Source organism: Janthinobacterium sp. NKUCC08_JDC, from assembly GCF_019345575.1.
GTDB classification, from domain to species: Bacteria; Pseudomonadota; Gammaproteobacteria; order Burkholderiales; family Burkholderiaceae_D; genus Janthinobacterium; species Janthinobacterium aestuarii.
The window spans coordinates 1-18,844 of record NZ_JAHKQW010000027.1; the positions used below are offsets into that span (position 1 = coordinate 1).

At 63.1% G+C, this 18,844-nt stretch carries 15 protein-coding genes; 2 read left to right on the plus strand and 13 right to left on the minus strand.

Going from position 1 to position 18,844, the window contains the following annotated elements; all coding sequences use genetic code 11:
• The first annotated feature begins 299 nt into the window (after positions 1 to 299).
• Positions 300 to 1,598, plus strand: a complete 1,299-nt coding sequence (locus tag KO538_RS28645; RefSeq protein WP_374106899.1) for a leucine-rich repeat-containing protein kinase family protein — start codon at positions 300 to 302, stop codon at positions 1,596 to 1,598.
• A 54-nt stretch (positions 1,599 to 1,652) separates the two neighbouring features.
• Here the strand turns inward: KO538_RS28645 and KO538_RS28650 are convergent, their stop codons facing one another.
• Together KO538_RS28650 and KO538_RS28655 are read right to left on the minus strand one after the other, a co-directional pair.
• Positions 1,653 to 2,918, minus strand: a complete 1,266-nt coding sequence (locus KO538_RS28650) for a nitronate monooxygenase (protein ID WP_034759421.1) — start codon at positions 2,916 to 2,918, stop codon at positions 1,653 to 1,655.
• A 183-nt stretch (positions 2,919 to 3,101) separates the two neighbouring features.
• Positions 3,102 to 3,587: a YajQ family cyclic di-GMP-binding protein gene (locus KO538_RS28655; protein ID WP_034759416.1), complete on the minus strand. Its 486-nt coding sequence runs from the start codon at positions 3,585 to 3,587 to the stop codon at positions 3,102 to 3,104.
• A gap of 186 nt (positions 3,588 to 3,773) precedes the next feature.
• Between KO538_RS28655 and murB the strand changes: the two genes are divergently transcribed.
• Positions 3,774 to 4,802: a UDP-N-acetylmuramate dehydrogenase gene (gene murB / locus KO538_RS28660; RefSeq protein ID WP_034759411.1), complete on the plus strand. Its 1,029-nt coding sequence runs from the start codon at positions 3,774 to 3,776 to the stop codon at positions 4,800 to 4,802.
• Here the strand turns inward: murB and KO538_RS28665 are convergent, their stop codons facing one another.
• The 11 genes from KO538_RS28665 to KO538_RS28715 all read right to left on the minus strand — a co-directional run.
• Positions 4,803 to 5,117 carry a pyrimidine/purine nucleoside phosphorylase gene (locus KO538_RS28665; RefSeq protein WP_034759406.1) on the minus strand — a complete coding sequence of 105 codons (315 nt, stop codon included), beginning with the start codon at positions 5,115 to 5,117 and terminating at the stop codon, positions 4,803 to 4,805. It lies immediately after the preceding gene.
• Between the two features lie 25 nt (positions 5,118 to 5,142).
• Complete coding sequence (locus tag KO538_RS28670) at positions 5,143 to 6,168, minus strand: diguanylate cyclase (protein WP_219330399.1); 1,026 nt, start codon at positions 6,166 to 6,168, stop codon at positions 5,143 to 5,145.
• Between the two features lie 10 nt (positions 6,169 to 6,178).
• The gene (cheB, locus tag KO538_RS28675) at positions 6,179 to 7,231 is read right to left on the minus strand and encodes a chemotaxis-specific protein-glutamate methyltransferase CheB (protein ID WP_219330400.1); all 1,053 of its coding nucleotides are present in this window, start codon (positions 7,229 to 7,231) and stop codon (positions 6,179 to 6,181) included.
• Between the two features lie 10 nt (positions 7,232 to 7,241).
• Positions 7,242 to 9,548 carry a hybrid sensor histidine kinase/response regulator gene (locus KO538_RS28680; RefSeq protein WP_219330401.1) on the minus strand — a complete coding sequence of 769 codons (2,307 nt, stop codon included), beginning with the start codon at positions 9,546 to 9,548 and terminating at the stop codon, positions 7,242 to 7,244.
• Complete coding sequence (locus tag KO538_RS28685; protein WP_072456269.1) at positions 9,545 to 10,231, minus strand: chemotaxis protein CheW; 687 nt, start codon at positions 10,229 to 10,231, stop codon at positions 9,545 to 9,547. The genes KO538_RS28680 and KO538_RS28685 overlap by 4 nt, the downstream gene beginning before the upstream one ends.
• A gap of 9 nt (positions 10,232 to 10,240) precedes the next feature.
• Entirely contained in the window at positions 10,241 to 11,491 is a 1,251-nt protein-coding gene (locus KO538_RS28690) for a protein-glutamate O-methyltransferase CheR (RefSeq protein ID WP_219330402.1), read from the minus strand.
• The gene (locus KO538_RS28695) at positions 11,488 to 11,946 is read right to left on the minus strand and encodes a chemotaxis protein CheW (RefSeq protein ID WP_072456273.1); all 459 of its coding nucleotides are present in this window, start codon (positions 11,944 to 11,946) and stop codon (positions 11,488 to 11,490) included. Before KO538_RS28695 ends, KO538_RS28690 begins: the two co-directional genes overlap by 4 nt.
• Positions 11,947 to 11,950: 4 nt before the next feature.
• Positions 11,951 to 13,762: a methyl-accepting chemotaxis protein gene (locus KO538_RS28700; RefSeq protein WP_034759388.1), complete on the minus strand. Its 1,812-nt coding sequence runs from the start codon at positions 13,760 to 13,762 to the stop codon at positions 11,951 to 11,953.
• A 186-nt stretch (positions 13,763 to 13,948) separates the two neighbouring features.
• Positions 13,949 to 15,184: an argininosuccinate synthase gene (locus KO538_RS28705; protein ID WP_035825961.1), complete on the minus strand. Its 1,236-nt coding sequence runs from the start codon at positions 15,182 to 15,184 to the stop codon at positions 13,949 to 13,951.
• A gap of 69 nt (positions 15,185 to 15,253) precedes the next feature.
• On the minus strand, positions 15,254 to 16,174 hold the full coding sequence (gene argF / locus KO538_RS28710) for an ornithine carbamoyltransferase (RefSeq protein WP_034759379.1): 921 nt from the start codon (positions 16,172 to 16,174) through the stop codon (positions 15,254 to 15,256).
• 284 nt (positions 16,175 to 16,458) lie between these two features.
• A partial coding sequence (locus tag KO538_RS28715) for an ATP-binding protein (RefSeq protein ID WP_219330403.1) occupies positions 16,459 to 18,844 on the minus strand: 2,386 nt, incomplete at its 5' end.

Consider the following 18,844-nt stretch of genomic DNA (forward strand, 5'->3'; position numbering starts at 1 on the left):
ATGATAGTGCTGCAACCAGTGTGAAAGTAGGTTATCGTCAGGCTTGTTATTAGTAGTAAGAGAAAAACCCGTCAAGCAATTGGCGGGTTTTTTTTCGTCTGGGGGTTTTGTGGGGCGCTGCGGCTGGTGTCGGCTTACGCGCTGCGCGCTAAGCCGACCTACGGTCAGATCCCCTTGCGCGTTGGCGCCTACGCTTGCGTGAGCGGCATGGAGGGTCCGACCCCGGTTGTTATTTACGTCCAATGGTTTTCTGCATGGCATCGATCGCGTGCTACCTTGAAAGGGATATCTTGTCTGCTGTGCATACACTGGAACAATTACGTGCTGGCCAACTGGCCGGCTTGCGCCGCCTGAAGCTGTCCTGCGGCTTGACGGCATTCCCCTGCGAAATCTTCGATCTGGCCGACAGCCTGGAAATTCTCGACCTGTCAGGCAACGCGCTGTCCACATTGCCCGACGATTTGCCGCGCCTGCACAAGCTGCGCATCATTTTTTGCTCGGATAACCTGTTCACCACCTTGCCGGCCGTGCTTGGTTCATGTGTAGCCCTGGAAATGATCGGTTTCAAGGCGAACCGGATACGCCACGTACCGGGCGCAGCCTTGCCGCCGAGGCTGCGCTGGCTGACCCTGACCGACAATGCCATCGAATCCATGCCGGATGAGCTGGGCAAGTGCAGTCAATTGCAGAAACTCATGCTGGCTGGGAACTGCCTGAGCCACTTGCCCGCTACCCTGGCGGCTTGCCATCGGCTCGAGCTGGTGCGCATTGCCGCCAACCGTTTCCCGGCGCTGCCCGACTGCCTGCTGTCTTTACCACGCCTGAGTTGGCTCGCGTATGCGGGCAATCCCTTTACGGAAGCGCGTGAGCTGGCCGCTCTGGCCGGTACGGGGGCGGCTGGCGTGGCATGGCAGCGCCTGAAACTGGCGCAGCAGCTGGGCGAGGGCGCATCGGGCGTGATTTACCGTGCCCGTCTCGATGGCGTCAATGACGTGGCCGTCAAAGTATTCAAGGGAGCGATGACCAGCGACGGCTTGCCGCGCAGCGAGATGGCCGCCTGCGTCGGCGCCGGTGCGCATCCGGGCCTGATTCCCATCCTCGGGACGCTCGATGCGCATCCGCATGGCGCGCTGGGGCTTGTCATGCCGCTCATCGATGTAGCCTACCGCAACCTGGCCGGTCCGCCGAGCCTGGAATCGTGTACGCGCGACGTGTATGCCGATGGCGAATGCTTTGAGGCACCGCAAGCGCTGGCCATTGCCCACGGCATCGCCTCGGCCGTGTGCCAGCTGCATGCGCACGGCATCGTGCATGGCGACCTGTATGCGCACAATATCCTGCATGCGGACGCTGGCGCCTGCTTGCTGGGCGACTTTGGTGCGGCGTCCATGTTTGCGCCCGGCTCGCCGCAAGGGGAGGTGCTGCAAGGCATAGAGACGCGCGCCTTTGGCGTGCTGCTGGGCGAGTTGATCGCGCACTGTGCGACGCCCTTGCCCGGCCTGCAGGCCATGCTGGATGCTTGCCTGCAGGACGAGGTATTGCGGCGGCCCAAGTTCGACGCGATCGCACGGGCAGTGCGGCACATGCTACCCGTATAAAAAAATGGCGCAGTCTTCGCAGGCTGCGCCATTTCTATGTCAAGCTGACAAGATTCAGCTTGCTACCAGGATTTCTTTTTCCGGCAGGGCGATCTGGTTGTCGACGCTGAACTGGTAATCCTTGAAGACGTGTTCGGCCGTCAGGATCTGGTATTCGCCGTTGTCGAGCTTGTGCGTGGTGTCCTTCAGACGATACGTGTAATGGCCGCAGGTCCAGCAGTTGAAGTTGCGCATGTGCGTGCACAGGCAAGTCTTGTCCATCACGACGACGGTTTTTTGCTCGGGATGGGCGGCGACTTCGCGGTTGTACGAGTTGATGTACGCGCAGTTGCCGGTCGCGTCGAGCAGGTAGCCATACGATTCGCAGCCTGGACGGATGCCGGCGCCGATGGCGGGCGTGTTCTTCAGCATGCGCATCGGGTAGCCCGTCGGCGAGACGCCATTGACGATGATATCTTCTTCCGATGCCTTGTAGTATTCCTGCTTGACCTTGTTTGGCAAGCCGCATTCATTCGTGACGGTAAAGCGCGTCGCCACTTGCACACCGGCCGCGCCCGCTTCCAGGAAGGAGACGGCATCGCTGCCCGTGAAAATGCCGCCAGCAGCGATCAGCGGGATATCCAGCTGTTCGGCCTTCAGATAGGCCAGCAGTTCCGCCGTGATCGTGTGCAGGTCGTAATTGGCCCAGTCCATGCCGAAACCCAGGTGGCCGCCGGCCAATGGTCCTTCGACGATGATAAAGTCAGGCAAACGGTCCAGCTTGGCGTTCTTGCGCAGGAAAATCTGCAAGGCGCGTACGGACGAGACGATGATACCCAGCTTGGCATCGCGGAAACGCGGATGGTCGGCCATCAGGGCGAACGAGCCGAAGTGCAAGCCGGCGGACAGGGTGATGCCGTCGATGCCGGCGTCCAGCGCCGCGTTCAGGCGCACGCGCAAGGTTTCGCGCGGGCCGTTCATGGTCAGCTTTTCCATGCAATTGACGAAAATCAGGCCATCGCCTTTTTTCGCTTCCATGGTGCGGCCGATATGCAGGCGCTGCGCTTCCGCCAAACGGCCCAGGTCGAACTGCACCACGGCCTTGTCGCTGTTATTGATGTTGAACTTGTACAGTTTCGTCTTGTCTTTGACGAAGGTGGTGTCGAAACGGCGATCCGACACGTCTTCCACCATGGCATCGGAGATATGCCCGATACCGTTCAGCCGGGCCGCTTCCAGCGCCAGCTCCGACGTGGAAATATCCACACCCATTCCGCCTATCATGATGGGCACATATTCTTTTTTGCCAAATCGCAGGCGGAAATCATCAACACGTTTCATTGCTATCCTTAGACTACCGTGGTTATCACTGAGCCAGATGTACGGTCAAGCCCGCCGCCGGTCAGGCGGGCGGGCGCATGTAGCTGTGCGCAGCTTCAATTCTACCCCAAGCGGGCAGGCGCTCCGAGGCAGCTTGCCGCCACGCCGGTGCAAGCGCAGGCCGCAGCGTGCGCATCATCGAAATTAATCGCGGAAATTGTTAAATTCCAGCGGCATGTCGGGCACGTCCTTGCGCAGCATGGCCATGGCCGCTTGCAGGTCGTCGCGCTTGGCGCCCGTGACACGCACGGCTTCACCCTGGATGCTCGCTTGCACTTTCATCTTGCTGTCCTTGATGACGCGCACGATTTTCTTGGCATCATCCGATTCGATGCCATTCTTGATCTTGATGATCTGCTTGACCTTGTCGCCGCCGATCTTCTTGATATCGCCTTCGTCGAGGAAGCGCACATCGACCTTGCGTTTGGTCAATTTGTTGGTCAGCACGTCGCGCACCTGGCTGAGCTGGAATTCCGAGTCCGCAAACGCGGTCAATTCGTTTTCCTTGTGTTCGACGCGGGCGTCGCTGCCCTTGAAGTCGAAGCGGGTCGTGATTTCCTTGTTCGATTGCTCGACTGCATTCTTGACTTCGATCATATCGGCTTCGGAGACTACATCAAATGACGGCATGGTCTGTTCCTTTTCTTGTTAAAGCGAGCGCACGCTCGGTGCGCTGGGCCTTGGCGGCTGATTCTGCGCCATGGGACGGCCCTGTTAAAGATGCGACATTTTAACGGACAACGGGCAAGTCGCCCTTGTCTTGCGCTGGTTTTTTGTCGGTTTCACTCTATAATCGAGCAAAATAATCGCTATCCCATGTCTGCAGAGCTCACCATCGAACACAATTACAACCTCCAGCGCCTGAATACCTTCGGCATCACGGCCAATGCGGCCGCCTATGTACGCATCACTTCGCAGGCCCAATTGCAGGCCGCGCTGCAAGATCCCGCCTTGTCCGCCATGCCGCGCCTGATACTGGGCGGCGGCAGCAACATCGTCCTGACCGGCGACTTTCCCGGCGCCGTGCTGCACATGGCCACGCGCGGCATGCGCCTGGCGCAGGCGGACTTCGAGACCATACTCGTCACGGCCGCGGCCGGCGAAAACTGGCACGATTTCGTGCAGTGGACCTTGGCGCAAGGCGTGGGCGGGCTGGAAAACCTCTCACTGATCCCGGGCACGGTGGGCGCGGCGCCTATCCAGAATATCGGCGCGTATGGCGTGGAAATCAAGGATTATCTGCATAGCGTGAGCGTCATGCACAGCGCCAGCGGCATCGTTTTCGACATGGACCGCGATGCTTGCCGCTTCGCCTACCGCGACAGCATCTTCAAGCAGGCGGACGGGCGCGAACTAATCGTGCTGGAAGTGACGTTTGCCTTGCCGGCCGAATGGCAGCCGAACTTGCGCTATGCGGAACTGGCGCAGGCCGTGGCTGAGCGCAATCTTGCCGAGCCGACGCCGCAACAGGTGGCCGACACGGTGATGGCGATCCGCCGGAGAAAATTGCCGGACCCGGCCGTGATCGGCAATGCGGGCAGTTTCTTCAAGAATCCCGTGGTATCGCGCGAACAGTGTGCGGCCTTGCTGGAACGTTTCCCTGCCTTGGTGCACCATGCGCAGCCCGATGGCACGGAAAAGCTGGCGGCCGGCTGGCTGATCGATCAATGCGGCTGGAAGGGAAAAAACCTGGGGCCCGCGGGAGTGTATCCCAAGCAGGCGCTGGTTCTGGTGAATAATGGCGGCGCTCGTGGCGCGGACATTACCCGGCTGGCGGAAGCGATACAGGATGATGTAGAGGCGAAATATGGCGTGCGCCTGTCGCCTGAGCCTGTTTTCGTCTGATTAACCGAAGTGGCAGACGTAATCCACGGTCTCGACCGTTTCAATATCAAAATAGCTATTGCCCGGGATACTGAATTGCGTGCCCGCGCCATAGCTGTTCCACTCGCTTGCATCGGCCAGGCGTACCTTGCACAAGCCGCCGACGATTTCCATGATTTCCGGCGCTCCCGTGTTGAAGCGCAACGATGACGGGAAAATCACGCCCACGCTTTTCTTCGTGCCATCGGCCAGGATGACGTTGTGCGAGACGCATTTGCCGTCAAAGTAGATATTCGACTTCTTGACGACGCTGACATTGTCCAGTTGTGTGCTCATGCTTCACTTTCCTTGCTGTTAAAAATCAGTCGCGGACGTCATTGGCGCTCAGCACGCTGTTGCGTCCGCCGCGCTTGGCCGCGTACAGGGCCTGGTCGGCGCGGTTGATCAGTTGCTCGATCGTCGAGTCCGGAGAAGGCACGACGGTGGCCACGCCGATCGAGATGGTGACGATGCCCTTGCTTGCCGCCGGGTTTTCGATCTGCAAGCCTTCCAGATGACGCCGGCATGCTTCGGCGATCTGCAGCGCGCCGGCCGCTTCCGTTTCCGGCAGGATCAGGGCGAATTCTTCGCCGCCATAGCGGGCGGCCAGGTCGGCCGGGCGTTTCAAATGTTCCGTCAGCACGGCGGCGACCTTTTTCAGGCCCAGGTCGCCCGCCAGGTGGCCAAAATGGTCGTTATAGCTTTTGAAATGGTCGATATCGCAAAACAGCAGGCTCAGCGGCGTCTTGTCGCGCTGGCCCCGCTGCCATTCGAATTGCAGGGTTTCATCGAAGCGGCGCCGGTTGGCGATACCCGTCAAGCCATCGAGGGCTGCTAGTTTCTGTAGTTCAATATTCGCGTCGGCCAGGTTCTTTTGGCTTTCGCGTAGGAAACGAAAAGCCTGGTCGCGCTGCAAGCGGCTGATGTGCGCGTTGGAATGGTAGCGTATGCGCGCCAGCAGTTCCAGCCGGTCGGGCAGTTTCACCACATAATCGTTGGCGCCGACGGCAAAGCTGTGGGCCTTCAGTTTCGGGTCATCCTTGGCCGACATCACGATGACGGGCACATGCGCGAGCGCCTCGTTTTCGCGGTACAGCTGGATCAGGGCGAAGCCGTCGATGCCAGGCATCACGAGGTCTTGCAGGATGACGGTCGGTTGCAAACGCAGTGCCGTGTCCAGCGCCTGCGTGGCATCGGTCACGTAATGAAATTCGACATCCTGCTGGTCGCTGAGCATGCGCCGGACTGCTTCGGCAATGATCAACTGGTCGTCCACCAGCAGCACGCTGACCTTGAATTCGGTCAATGCGGGCTCATGCTGGGTGAAGCTGGGGGAGAATTCTGGCATTGCATTCTTTTCAGATGTTAGGGGAGGGCTCCCACCCATTGTTGAGCTTGGCGCCCAGGCGGCTGCGCAGGCTGGCGCCTATTCTATCCAATGGCAGGATTTGCTGCGCCGCATCGAGTTCCGCAGCCGCGCGCGGCATGCCATACACGGCGCTGCTGGCCTGGTCTTGCGCAATCGTCGTCTTGCCGGCGCGGCGCATGGCCAGCAAACCATCGCCGCCGTCGCGCCCCATGCCTGTGAGCAATACGCCGATGGCATCGCCACGCCAGTGCTGCGCCACGCAGTTGAAGAAGACATCGACGGACGGGCGGTAAACATAGTCGCGTGGTGCTGCATCGTAACCCAAACGATAATTTTGATCTAGCAGCAGGTGATCATTGGTCTTGGCGATCAGTACGCTGCCTGCCACCAGTTCGTCGCCCTCGGCGATCACGCGCACGGGCATGCTGAGCTGGTCATCGAGCCACTTGGCGAAGTGCGAAGCGAAGGTTTCATCGATGTGCTGCACCACGACGATGGCGCAGCCGGGCGGCGCCGTCCAGCCGGACAGCACCTTGGCCACGGCCGACGGCCCGCCCGTCGAGGCGCCGATGGCCACCAGGGTGCTGACCTGGCCGTCGCCCCGGTCGCCGCCATTGGCCGGTGCCTGGCGCGGCGGCGGCGCTTCGGCGCTGTGGCGTATCAGCTTGCCGATGGTCTTGATCTTGGCCAGCAGCTCGCTGTCGCCGCCCACTTCCCCCTGCAGCACGGGCGTGGCCGTGACATCGAGCGCGCCCGCGCCCAGCGCGCGGAAGACCTGGTTGACATTGTCTTGCGGGCGTCCCGTGACGACGAGGATGGCGCACGGGCTTTGCTCCATGATCAGGCGCGTCGCTTCCACGCCATCCATCTCCGGCATGTTCAGATCCATCAGGATCAGGTCGGGACGGCTGCCCTCGCACATGCGCACGGCTTCGAGCCCCGTGCGGGCGATCCACAGCACCTGGTGTTCCTGCGTACTGGCGACCACCCGGCGCAGGGCCTCGGCGGCCATGGCGACATCGTTGGCAATGGCAATTTTCATGAATGACAGCTCATAAGCGGGCATCTCCTATCAGGTCGGCCACCGCGTCGAGCAAGGTCTCGTCGTGGAAGCTGCCTTTGGTCAAATAATAGTCGGCGCCGGCGGACAGGCCGCGTGCGCGGTCTTCCGGACGGTCCTTGTACGACACGATCATCACCGGCAGCTTGTGCAGGTGCAGGTCCTTCTTGATCAGCGAAACGAGTTCGATGCCATCCATGCGCGGCATGTCCACGTCGGTGATCACCAGGTCATATTCTCCGCTGCGCACGACGTTCCAGCCGTCGATGCCGTCGATGGCCACGTCAACGTCGAAGCCGCGCGCCAGCAGCAGCTTGCGCTCCATCTCGCGCACCGTCAGCGAATCGTCGACGACGAGGATGCGCTTGGCCTTGCGGCGTTCGGCGTGGCCGGCCTGCGCCAGCTGGTGCAAGCCGCCCTCGTGCAGCAGCTTGTCGATCGACAGCAGCAAATCGGGCACGTCGAGGATCAGCACCGGCTCGCCGTCGTCTAGCAGGGCGGCGGCGGAAATGTCGCGCATCTTGCCGAAGATCGGATCGATGGCTTGCACGGCCAGGCTTTGCTCGCCGCGGATGGCGTCGACCACCAGCGCATAGCTTTGCTTGCCCCGGCCGATCACCACCACGGGCAAATCCTCGGCCTGGTTGGCCGCTTCGCCCAGTTCGAGCACCTGCGCCGCCGACACCAGGCCCAGATGCTCGCCCTTGAGTTCAAAGAACTGCTTGTTTTCCAGGGTATGGATGGCCGCTTGCGGCACGCGCACCACGCTTTCCACCTTGACGATGGGGATGGCGTAGGCTTCGCCATGCACGTCGACCACCAGCGCGCGCACGATCGACTGCGTCAGCGGCAGAGTGATCAAGGCGCGGAAACCGCGGCCCGGCTCCGATTCCAGGCGCACCGTGCCGTTTTGCTGGCGTATCGTCTCGTGCACGATGTCGAGGCCCACGCCGCGTCCGGACAATTGATTCGCCTTTTCCTTCAGGCTGAAGGCGGGCAGGAACAGAAATTCCAGCAGCTCGCCCGGCGACAGTGCGGCGGCCATGGCGGGGCTGGCCATCTTGCGCTCGATGACGGACTGGCGAATTTTTTCCAGGTCGACGCCGCGCCCGTCGTCGCTGATCTCGATGCTCAGCATGCCGGCGCGGTGGCGCGCTTCCATGCGTATCGTGCCCAGCGCTTCCTTCCCCGCGTCGATGCGCTCGTACGGGCCTTCCATGCCATGGTCGATGGCATTGCGCAGCATGTGGTTCAGCGGGCTTTCGATCTTCGCCAGGATGTCGCGGTCGACCAGGGTGTCTTCGCCTTCGATCTCGAGCTGAACTTCCTTGCCCAGGCTGCGCGCCAGGTCGCGCACCATGCGCGGGAACGCGTGGATGCCGTCGCGGAAAGGGCGCATGCGCAGGGCCAGCACTTCGTCGACCATGCCTTGCGAGACGGCCAGCAGGCGCCGTTCATAGGTTTCGATGTCGGCGATGTGCTCGAGCATGAATTGCTTCAGGGGCTGCGTCTTTTGCAGCGCCAGCAAGGACTTTTCCATCAGGCCCGGGTCGGCCGAACGGGCAATGGCTTCATGCAGGTGCTCGATGGCGGAAAACAGGCTGCTCTGGTTGCGCTTGAAGCGCTGCAGGGCGCCGACGAACGGGTGCATCTGGTGCGCATTGATGCGTGATTCGCTGGCCAGCGACAGCAGTTTGTCGAAGTTTTGCGCTTGCGCCTTGGCTGGCGCACCTGTACTGGTCGCTGTACGCGGCGCCGGGGCGGCCGCTTCCGGTTCATCCCCCGCCAGGCCGCTGGCCACGGGCGCTTGCGGCTCTGCCGCTTCCGGCGGCAATAGTGCAGACATGGGCGCAGGCGCCGGGGGCAGGGCCGGCAATTCGGGCAGGTCGGCGATGCCGGCGATGGCGTTCAGGGTCTGGTCGATCTGCGCCGCATTCGCGGCCAGCCACGCTTCGGCGCCCGCGTCGTCCAGGCGCGACAGCTGCACGATCAGGTCGACGCCCGACAACAGCACGTCGACCCGCTCCGGCGTGAGCTTCAAGCGCCCATGCTGGGCGGCGACAAAGCTGTCTTCCATGCCGTGCGCCAGCTGCACCACCACTTGCAGGCCGACGATGGCGGCGGCGCCCTTGATCGAGTGGGCCGCGCGCATCATCGCTTCGACGGCGGCCGCGTCGCCCGCATGGCGCTCCATGGCCAGCAAGCCGTCTGTAAGGATCTGGGTCTGGCTGTCCGCTTCCATGCGGAACAGGTCCAGCATGGAAAAGGCACTGAGGTCGCCGTGCTGGTCCTGGCTCATCGTAATAGTCTCGCAAGTTGAAAGCCGATCAGCGCCGTGTCGAGGCAGCCGATGCGCATGTCGCCCTCGGTGATCACGCCCGACAGGAAGCGCGACAGCCCCTTGTTGATGGTGGCCGCCGGCGCCTGCACGGCGCCCGACGCGTAGCGCACGATGCCGTGCAGGTCGGCCACGGGCAGCGCGTAGGCCTGGTCTTCCCAGCGCATCAGCAGCAGGCGCGCAAACGTGTGGCGGCCCTTGGCTGGCGGCGCGCCCTGTTCATCGATGCCCAGTAAACTGGCCAGCGACATGCACGGATACAGCTTGCCGCCGATATTGACGATGCCCGCCAGGCCGCCCCCGCCGCGGTGCGGCAGCGCGTGCGGCTTGGCCTGCGGCGCCACGGAGTCGAATACGCGCGTGGGCAGCGCCAGCCATTCGCGGCCGATGCGAAACACCAGCGCCGAACTGTCGCGCACTTCGCCGCCCGCATCGATCTGGCGGAAGTGGCTGGCCCAGTCGCGCCGGTAGTGTTCGTCCACGGGCCGCTGCAGGTTGCGTTGGGCGGCGCCCGCATACACGTCGCAGTTGCGGCAATGCACGTTGGCTGGCAGCTTGGGGCAGCTCTGGTCGCCGACCACGCCGATATGGTTCCAGCAGTCGTCGATGGTGGCGGGGGACTCGGTGGCGATGAGATTTGTCATGCTTGCCCCTTAGTTGGACGCCTGGCGGCGCTCGTAGATGCGTGCCGCGCGCGCCTTCAGGGTGGTGGCGGCCGTGTGGTTGCCATTGCGTTCGGCCAGCAGGGACAGGTGGCACAGCGCCTCGTAATGGTCGGGCTGCAGGTAGATGCAGCGGCGCCAGTAGTCGTCGGCCAGGTCCATCTTGCCGGCCAGTTCATTGATGATGCCCAGCATGAAATACGCTTCCGCCGCCTCGGGCACTTTCGCCAGGTGGGCGTGGCATTTTTCGCCGGCCTCGCGCAACTGGCCGCGGTCGGCCAGCAGGCGTGCCTCGGCCAGCAAATCGGCTTGCGCGGCCGGCGACGGCGGCGGCACGGACACGGGGCGCGTGCGCGGCGCCGCCGGTGCGGCGGAAGAGGGGGCTGTCACGGCAGCGCGCCTTGGCGCGGGCGGCACGCTGCGCAAGGTGCGCAAGGCCGGCAGTAGTGGCGCCACTGGCACGGGACTGGCCGGCGCCGCCGTTTCCTTCTTCAGGGCGAACGCCTGGCGGAACTGCAGCGTCGTAAAGCCGTTCTGGCAGAACGACGGCACTTCCGCATAGCCGGCCAGCAGCATGCCGTCGTCGGCCAGCAGGGCCGACAGGTTGTGGATGGCCGCGCGCGTGGTCGGCTTGTCAAAGTAGATCAGGAGGTTGCGGCAAAAGATGACGTCGTAATGGCGGTTGTAGGTGGCCGTATCGAACTGCAGCAGGTTGCCCTGCCTGAAGGTCACCTGTTCGCGCAAGGAGTCGATGATGCGGTAGGAGTCGTCGGCCACGTGCGTGAAATAGCGCTCGCGGAAGGCCACGTCCTGCGCGCGGAAGGCGTTGCGGCCGTAGATTCCCGCCTGCGCCCGCTCGATGCAGCCGGGGCTCAGGTCATAGGCGTCGATGCTGAACGCCTGTTTCGGCACGCCGCTGTCGCGCAGCGCCATGGCCATCGAATACGGCTCCTCGCCGCCTGCGCAGGGGATCGACAGGATGCGCGTGGCGCGCCCCCGCGCCCAGCGTTCCTGCACCAGTTCGACGGTGGCGTAGAACGCTTGCGGATCGCGGAACAGCCACGATTCGGGCACCACCACCAGTTCGATCAATTGCGTCATTTCGGCCGGCGTGAGCGCCTGCAGGTAGGCTTCGCTATCGGCAAATCCCGTTTGCTCCATGCGCTGGCCGACGGCCCGTTCGGCCACGGATTTGGAGACGGACAGGCCGGTCGCGCGGCGCAGCAGGGTTTGCGCCGTCATGCCGCGCCCGCGTCTTGAAACAGCAGCGCGCGCACGTCCGGCGGCAGCAGGTGTTCCAGTTCCACCAGCTGCACGATGCCGTCGGCATCGCTGGCCACCTGGCCCAGGAAGGGCACTGTCGCCACGCCGCTGTCTTCAAGCTGGAGCGTGTCGATGTCGGCGATGCCGCGCACTTGCGAGGCCAGCAGGCCCAGCGCGTGCGTGGTTTCGCCGCCAGGGGCGCGGTAGTCGACGATGACGATGCGCGTGTCGAACTGCGCGGCGGCGGCCGGCAGTCCGGCCAGGCGCGACAGGTCGATCACGGGCACGGGCGTGCCATGCAAGTCCATCAGGCCGGCCACGTAGTCTGGCGTGAGCGGCAACTGTTTCAGCTCCAGCAGCGGCAGGACGCGCACGATGCGGGCCAAGGGCAGGCCGTAGCGGTCGCGTCCGATGTGAAAGAGCAGCACTTTCATGGGATCAGATGGTCACGGCGAAAGTCGACACGCTCGACTGCAGGTCGCCCGCCGCATATTGCAACTGGTGCACGGCTTCGCTGGTGGCCTTCAAGGACTCCACCGTCTGCTGCGTGGCGTCGTTGAGCTGCATCATGGTGTCGGAAATCTGTGAAGCGCCGATCGCCTGCGACTGCATGCCTTGCAGCACGGCGTCGAATTGCGGCGTGAGTTTTTGCACCTGGTCCATCACGGACGACAGCTGCTCGGCCACTTGCCGCACTTCGCCCACGCTGCGGCGAATTTCTTCCGAGAATTTGTCCATGCCCATCACGCTGGCCGAGACGGCCGACTGCATTTCCTTGAGCATTTGTTCGATATCCCACGTGGAGACGGACGTCTGGTCGGCCAGGCGGCGGATTTCCGTCGCCACCACGGAGAAGCCGCGGCCCGCCTCGCCCGCTTTTTCCGCCTCGATGGCGGCGTTCAGCGACAGGATGTTGGTCTGGTCGGCCACCTTGGTGATGGTGATCAGCACACTATTGATATTGCTGGCTTTTTCCGACAGGGCCGCCAGCTTGGCATTGATGGAATCGGTGGCCGAGACCATGTGCTGCATGGTCGAATCCATGCGCTTGAGGTTGTTCTGCGCTTCGGCCGTCGCGTTGGTTGTGTAGTCGGCCACCGCGGTGGCGTCTTCCATGGTTTTGAGCAACTGGCTTGTGTTGGCCGAGATTTCCTTGGTGGTGCTGAGGATTTCCACGCTCGTTTGCGCCTGCTCGATGCCCGTGGCTTCCTGCTGGCGCGCCGAGGCGGCGATTTCCGTGGCGGAGGTCGTCACCTGGATGCCGGCCTTTTGCACATTGTTGAGCAGGCTGCGCAGGTTTTCAAACATCTTCGCCAGGCCATTGCCCAGCTGGCCGATGGCGTCGCTGCCCGTGATGCCGACCTTGCCCGTCAGGTCGCCCGAGGCGGCTTTCGAGACCACTTCCAGCAGCGAATCGACCTTGGCCCGCAAGCTATTCGTCGCGGCCAGCTCATTGGCCTGGTTGTCCTGGATGGTTTGCGCCATGCGGTTGAATTCTTCCGACACCTTGCCCAGTTCGTCGCGCGAAAGGATGGTGGCGCGCGCGCGCTGGTCGCCGCTGGCGATGCGCCCGACGGCGTCCGTCAGGCTGTTCAGCGGGCCGAGGATGGCGCGGCCCAGCAGGTAGGAAATGCCCAGCGCCAGCGCCACGCACAGCAAGCCGCCCAGCGCCAGGGTCAGCATCATGGTTTCCTGCAATTTTGTCGTGGTGGCCGTGCGTTCGGCCAGCAAGCGCGATTCTTCGGCCGCGACTTCGTCGAGCAGCTTGTTCGCCTGCCTGACGGCAGGGTAGCCGCCGGCCGGCATGGTGCGCGCCACCGTTTCCGTGGCACCGGGCGCATTGCCCAGCGCGCGGCGTTTTTCGATCAGCGGGGTGATCCACTCCTTGACCCAGGTGGTGGTCAGCGCGTCGATCTTGCGGAAGCGTTCCGACTGCACCTTGTTGTCGGCCGTCATGGCGATGGCTTTTTGCGTGTGCTGGCTCAGCACGTCCATTTCATTCGATTCCGGCGACAGCGACGTTTCACTGCCGGTCAGGATGAAACCGCGTGCTTCCACCTGGATTTGCAGGATGGAATTGTGGATCCTGTCGATCTCGCCCAGCACCTCCATCGTGTGGCGGTCCCATGCATTGGCTTCCGACAGGCGCGAAAAGCTGTTGTAGGCCACGCCGAGCAAGATCAGGATGATGGCCACGATGGAGCCGAAGCCCAGGTACAGTTTATTCTTGATACTCAGGTCTTTGAACATGGGAGGGCTCCGGAAGCGGGAAGGTCAGCACAATTGCACTGTAGCATTTTGCCACGGGGACAGCAAAATGGGGGCGATCCGGGCGCGCGCCGGGCCGTAAATCGTGGTCGAGTGCGTTTCAAATGTAAAAAAGCCGCCCGTGGGCGGCTTTGCTTGGCGCGGGAGGTAGTGCCTCCCGGCAACTAGTTACTTTTGGCCACGCTTTTCGCGGGCGATGGCGGCGATGCGCATGCGCAAGGCGTTCAGCTTGATGAAGCCGCCGGCGTCGGCCTGGTTGTACGCGCCGCCGTCTTCGTCGAAGGTGGCGATGTTCATGTCGAACAGCGAATCCGTTTTCGAATCGCGCGAGACGACGATGACATTGCCCTTGTACAGCTTGATGCGTACCCAGCCGTTCACGGTTTCCTGCGTGTGGTCGATCAGGGTTTGCAGGGCGACGCGCTCGGGCGCCCACCAGTAGCCGTTGTAGATCATCGACGCGTAGCGCGGCATCAGGTCATCTTTCAGGTGGGCCACTTCGCGGTCCAGGGTGATCGATTCGATGGCGCGGTGGGCTTTCAACATGATGGTGCCGCCCGGGGTTTCATAGCAGCCGCGCGATTTCATGCCGACGTAGCGGTTTTCCACCAGGTCCAGGCGTCCCACGCCATGCTTGCCGCCAACCTTGTTCAGTTCGGCCAGCACGGTGGCGGGCGACATGCGCACGCCGTTGATGGCGACGATATCGCCTTTTTCGTATTCGATGTCCAGGTATTCCGCTTCGTCCGGGGCGTTTTCCGGGCTGACGGTCCAGCGCCACATGGTCTCTTCCGCTTCGGCGCTCGGGTTTTCCAGGTGGCGGCCTTCAAAGCTGATGTGCAGCAAGTTGGCATCCATCGAGTACGGCGCGCCGCCGTTCTTGTGCTTCATGTCGATTTCGATGCCGGCGTCTTCCGCGTACTTCAGCAGTTTTTCGCGCGACAGCAGATCCCACTCGCGCCATGGGGCGATGATCTTCACGCCTGGTTTGAGCGCGTAGGCTCCCAGTTCGAAACGCACCTGGTCGTTGCCCTTGCCGGTCGCGCCGTGCGAGATGGCGTCGGCGCCCGTGGCGTTGGCGATTTCGATCAGGCGCTTGGCGATCAGCGGACGGGCGATCGAAGTGCCCAGCAGGTATTCGCCTTCATACACGGTGTTGGCGCGGAACATCGGGAACACGAAATCGCGCACGAATTCTTCGCGCACGTCTTCGATATGGATGTTTTCCGGCTTGATGCCGAACTTGATTGCCTTGGCGCGCGCCGGTTCCAGCTCTTCGCCCTGGCCCAGGTCGGCCGTGAAGGTGACGATTTCGCACTGGTAGTTATCTTGCAGCCATTTCAGGATGACGGAGGTGTCGAGTCCGCCGGAATAGGCCAGGACTACTTTTTTAATGTCGCTCATATTGCTTCCAGTTGTCGTTGTCGATGTATGTATTGCGATGCTGCCAGGTTTTATGCAGTGCCGGGCGAATTATTGGATTTTACCGAGTAACAGGTATTCAATCAGCGCTTTTTGCACGTGCAAGCGGTTTTCCGCCTCGTCCCACACGACCGATTGCGGACCGTCGATCACTTCGGCGGCCACTTCCTCGCCGCGGTGGGCGGGCAGGCAGTGCATGAACAGCGCGTCGGGTGCGGCGCGGGACATCTTCGCGCCATCGACGATCCAGCCGTCGAAGGCGGCGATACGGGCCGCGTTTTCCGCTTCGTAGCCCATGCTGGTCCACACGTCCGTGTTGACCAGGTGCGCGCCTTCGCACGCGTCCGACGGGTTCGCGAAGAAGGTATAGCGCTGCGTCTTGACTTGCGACAGGTCGATGTCGTAGCCCTTCGGCGTCGAGACGTTGACGTGGAAGCCGAACACTTCGGCCGCCTGCAGCCACGAGTACAGCATGTTGTTGGCGTCGCCGATCCAGGCGACGACCTTGCCGGCGATCGAGCCGCGGTGTTCGATGTAGGTGAAGATGTCGGCAAAGACCTGGCACGGGTGGTGTTCATTGGTCAGGCCATTGATTACCGGCACGCGCGAATTGGCGGCGAAACGCTCGATGATCTCCTGGCCGAAGGTACGCACCATGATGATGTCGCACATGCGCGACATGACCTGGCCCGCGTCTTCCACCGGCTCGCCGCGGCCCAATTGGGAATCGCGCGTGTTCAGGTAGATGGCGGCGCCGCCCAGCTGGTGCATGCCGGCTTCGAACGACAATCGCGTGCGGGTGGAGTTCTTTTCAAAGACCATCACCAGGGTGCGGTCGATCAGTGGATGGTAGATTTCGTAATTCTTGAACTTGCGCTTGATCAGATGGGCGCGTTCGATCACATATTCGTACTCTTCCAACGTGAAATCGGAGAACTGGAGGTAGTGCTTGATCGGTTTTTTTGTCGACATAATGACCACTTGAAGATGCGCAGGCCGCCGGCGGCGTGCCTTTCCCGCCGGGTTGCATCAGCGTACAACATCTCGTCTGATGACTGCCTCGCCCGGCGCGCTGCTGTGTTGATCGGTGCCAGCGCGACGCTTGTCGCGCGGGTCGATGCGGTTTGCCATGTTGAAAATAATGCAATGGCAAGTACTTCAGCCGTTCAATTATAAGGGTTTTGCTTTTAGATTGGAAAGACCGTCCGGGCGCGTACTTGTATAGGCAAGCCTGCACCCGGGCAAAGGGCGGCGGATTAATAGATGCTGGCGGGCGCGGCCCCGTCCAGCTGGGGCGCCACCAGCGGTAAATCCAGCGTGAAACGCGTGCCGGCGGGGCTGCTGGCCACTTGGATGGTGCCGCCCAGCAGCGCCGTGACGATGTTGTAGCTGATCGACAAACCGAGGCCGCTGCCGCCCTGGCCAAGCTTGGTGGTAAAGAAAGGGTCGAAGATGCGCGACAAATGCTGTTCGGCGATGCCGCCGCCATTGTCGGCGAAGACGACCTGCACGCGCGCGCCGTCGAGCGTGGCGGACAGGCGCATGCAACCGGTGCCGGCGGCACCGTCGTTGGGTGCGGGTGCGAAGGCGTGCAGCAGGGCATTGTTGATCAGATTGGTGATCACCTGGCCGAACGGGCCCGGATAGCTGTCCATGGCGATGCCGAATGCAATGTCCGTCTCGATGCGGTGGCCCGAACTGCGGATGCGGTTCATGACGGTGGCGATGATTTCATTGCTTACCTGTTGCAGGTCGAACTGGCGCCGCTGTTCGGTGGTGCGGTCGACGGCTACCTGCTTGAAGCTGTTGACGAGGTCGGCCGCGCTGTGCAGCCCGCGCATCACCAGCGCCGACGCCTTGCTTGCATCGTCGATGTAGGCGGCCAGGTCCGAGCGGCGCAGGCCGGGGCCGTTCATCAGGCGCTCCACGTCTTCCGTCTTTTGCAGCATGGTGCTGGCGATTAATAAACTGTTGCCGATCGGGGTATTGAGTTCATGCGCCACGCCGGCCATCAGCGAGCCGAGGGCGGCCAGCTTTTCCTGCGACGCCAGTTGCGCCTGGGCATCCTGCAGTTGCCGGTAGGCGCTGGCATTGTCGAGCGCGATGGCGCCATACGCGCACAGGGTGCGGAAGATCAGGCGTTCGCGTTCGCCGTAGGCATGGGCATGGCAAGCCTGCACCGTCATCACGCCCAGCACGCGTTCGCCCACCGTCAAGGGCACGTACAGCACGCTCTGGTTATGCAGGGTGCCGGGCACGGTGTAGGCGTGGCGCTTCGGCGGTACCTGGTCGATATACACTTCGCGCCGGCCCAGCAGGCAGCGCACGGAGTAGGCGCGTGGGTTGCTCAGTGGAATGGCGTTGTCGGACAAGGGGCGGCCCGCTTCCATGCCGTGCGCGCGGCGCAGCGCCGTGCCCGCCGCATCGAGCATGTAGACGGCGAAGGTGTTGACTGGTAGCAAGGCATGCACGTGGCGGTCCAGCACCTGGAACACGGCGCTGGCGTCGAGGTGGGTGGTGATTTCCTGGCCGATGGCCGACAGCCGTTCCAGGGTGTCGCTGGTTTGCTGCAGCACTTCGGCGCGCCGTGCTTCCGAGGCGGCCAGTTCGCGGTGGTGATAGCCTTCCGAGCGCGCATGTTCCGTCTGGTGGTAGACCTGCATGGCGGTGGCGCGGTTGCTTGCCTGCTGGGTGTGGCTTTTTTCGCGCGCCACGCCTGCCGCCAGGGCGATATCGTAGGCGCGCGCATAGTCGCCCGCATGCGCGTACTCGCGCGCCAGCGCATCGAGCAGTTCGCCGGGCGGCACATAGCCGTCGATGGAGGCGGCCACCTGCAGCGCCTGGTGCAGGAAATGCAGGGCGGGATTGCGTTCCTGCATGCCTGCGGGCGGCGGCAGGTCGTGGCGCGCATGCAGCATGGACAGCACGCGCAGCGCCGCCACCTGGTGCATGGCGTCGCCCTGCGCGGTGGCCAGCTGGCAAGCCCGCTCGGCTGCCTGCAGCGCTTCGTCCGGACGGTCCAGGTAGGACAGCGCGTGGGCGCTGCCGCGCTGCGCCATGCTGCGGAAATCGGCCTGGCCCAGCGCTTCGGCGCGCTGCGCCAGACGGCTGAAGGCGTCGAGCGCCGTGTCGTAGTCGCCTTTGTCCAGGCTCAGTTCGCCCAGGTGGAACAGGGCGTTGGCATAGGTGCGCGCGCCCGCCATGGGAGTCAGGATGTGCAGCGCTTCGCGCAGCAAGTCTTCCGCCGCGCCCAGGCGTCCCAGTTTGCGCATGGTTTCGGCCGTATGCGTCTGGCAGGCGCCGATGCTGCGCGGCCAGCCTGTGGGGCGCGCCAGGTCCAGCGCGCACTGCATCCATTCGAGCGCCGATTCGTTGTCGTTGAGGCTGGAGAAACAGTCGCCGATATTGATGGCGGCCGTGATGGCGCCGCGCAGCTGGCCGCTTTCCAGGGCCGCTTCGTAGCTTTGCATGTAGTGGCCGGCGGCTGCGCCCAGGTCGCGCGACGTGTGCGCCAGCAAGCCGCGGAAATCGTGCACCCAGGCGGCAAGCGGCGCGGGCAGCTTGCCGCTGGCGCCGTTGGCCTGGAAGTGGCCGCCCCAGCGGGCCTGGGCGGCCGGCGCGTCGCGCAAGACGGCCCAGCGC

Bases quoted from the DNA above. Each gene is read 5' to 3' on its own strand.
- argF (WP_034759379.1), bottom strand. From the start codon at position 16,174: ATGTCGACAAAAAAACCGATCAAGCACTACCTCCAGTTCTCCGATTTC.
- KO538_RS28665 (WP_034759406.1), bottom strand. From the start codon at position 5,117: ATGAGCACACAACTGGACAATGTCAGCGTCGTCAAGAAGTCGAATATC.
- KO538_RS28685 (WP_072456269.1), bottom strand. From the start codon at position 10,231: ATGACAAATCTCATCGCCACCGAGTCCCCCGCCACCATCGACGACTGC.
- KO538_RS28695 (WP_072456273.1), bottom strand. From the start codon at position 11,946: ATGAAAGTGCTGCTCTTTCACATCGGACGCGACCGCTACGGCCTGCCC.
- KO538_RS28650 (WP_034759421.1), bottom strand. From the start codon at position 2,918: ATGAAACGTGTTGATGATTTCCGCCTGCGATTTGGCAAAAAAGAATAT.
- KO538_RS28690 (WP_219330402.1), bottom strand. From the start codon at position 11,491: ATGACGGCGCAAACCCTGCTGCGCCGCGCGACCGGCCTGTCCGTCTCC.
- KO538_RS28655 (WP_034759416.1), bottom strand. From the start codon at position 3,587: ATGCCGTCATTTGATGTAGTCTCCGAAGCCGATATGATCGAAGTCAAG.
- KO538_RS28670 (WP_219330399.1), bottom strand. From the start codon at position 6,168: ATGCCAGAATTCTCCCCCAGCTTCACCCAGCATGAGCCCGCATTGACC.
- KO538_RS28680 (WP_219330401.1), bottom strand. From the start codon at position 9,548: ATGAGCCAGGACCAGCACGGCGACCTCAGTGCCTTTTCCATGCTGGAC.
- KO538_RS28700 (WP_034759388.1), bottom strand. From the start codon at position 13,762: ATGTTCAAAGACCTGAGTATCAAGAATAAACTGTACCTGGGCTTCGGC.
- murB (WP_034759411.1), top strand. From the start codon at position 3,774: ATGTCTGCAGAGCTCACCATCGAACACAATTACAACCTCCAGCGCCTG.
- cheB (WP_219330400.1), bottom strand. From the start codon at position 7,231: ATGAAAATTGCCATTGCCAACGATGTCGCCATGGCCGCCGAGGCCCTG.
- KO538_RS28705 (WP_035825961.1), bottom strand. From the start codon at position 15,184: ATGAGCGACATTAAAAAAGTAGTCCTGGCCTATTCCGGCGGACTCGAC.